Here is a 1253-nt window from a genome sequence, read left to right on the forward strand (position 1 = left end):
GGTCCCTGCGACATGCGTTCCATCCTGGCACGGGCGGAAAAGTGGCCGCCCGGTGCCGGCCCGGCGGTGGCCGAGGGGCGGCCCGGCGGTGGCCGAGGGGCGGCCCGGCGGTGGCCGAGGGGCGGCCCGGCGGCGGCCGAGGGCGGCGGCGGCCGAGGGCGGCCCCGGCACGGGCACGGCCGACGCGGCCCCGGTCCCGGAAGGTAGTCGACCGTTGACAGGCCCGACACATTCGCGCAACCTGATAGCGCTCCCACAGCGAGGCAGGTGCGTTCCGTGAAGCCAGCACTGCACCCCGGCCGGTTGCTGGCCCGCCGGTACCGGCTCGTCGACCAGATCGGCGCCGGCGGCATGTCGGTGATCTGGCGGGCGCGCGACGAGGTGCTCGACCGGATCGTGGCGCTGAAGGTGCTCGCCCCGTCGCTCGCCGCCGACGCCCGCTTCCGCGACATGGTGCGCGAGGAGGCCCGCGCCGCCGCCCAGCTCGTCCACCCGCACGTCACCTCGGTGCACGACTACGGCGAGACCGTCGCGCCCGACGGGTCGATCACGTCGTTCGTGGTGATGGAGCTGCTGGCCGGCGAGGAGCTGGAGGTCCGGCTCACCGAGGGGCCGCTGCCGTGGGCCGAGGCGGTCGAGGTCGCCGCCCAGGTGGCGGACGCGCTCGCCGCCGCGCACCGGCTCGGCATCGTGCACCGGGACATCACCCCGGCCAACGTGATGATGACCCGGGCGGGGGTCAAGGTGCTCGACTTCGGCATCGCCACCCGGATCGGCGCGCCGGACGACGACGAGGACGGGGGCACCTTCGGCACGCCCGCGTACGTGGCGCCGGAACGGCTCGACGGGGCACCCGCCCAGCCGGCCACCGACGTGTACTCCCTCGGCGTGCTGCTCTACGAGGCGCTGACCGGTCGGGTGCCGTACCCGGCGGACACCTGGGAGCAGCTCAGCGAGGCGCTCGCCGGGGAGGGCCCGCCCTCGCTGGCCGACCTGCCGGGCCTGCCGACGGAGGTCGCCCGCACCTGCCTGCGCTGCCTGGAGCGGGACCCGCTGGCGCGGCCCACCGCCCGCCAGGTCGCCACCCTCCTGCGCGACCAACTGCTCCCCGCCGATCCGCAGGCCGCCACCATGCTCGCGCCGACGGTCACCCTCCCGACCCTGCCCGCCCAGCCGGCCACCCCGACCCCGGGGGGCGGGACGGTGCCGGGTGACGGAGCGGTGCCGGGCACGGAAGGACCGGGCGCTGCGCG

The 1253-nt window shown here is 77.0% G+C and carries 1 protein-coding gene; it reads left to right on the top strand.

Annotated features, from left to right (window positions below):
• Positions 1–276 precede the first annotated feature (276 nt).
• Positions 277–1253: serine/threonine-protein kinase (locus F6X68_RS32675; RefSeq protein WP_151457834.1), on the top strand; the 977-nt coding region annotated here is incomplete at its 3' end.

The sequence above is a fragment of the Micromonospora sp. AMSO12t genome (assembly GCF_008806585.1).
GTDB lineage: Bacteria > Actinomycetota > Actinomycetes > Mycobacteriales > Micromonosporaceae > Micromonospora > Micromonospora reichwaldensis.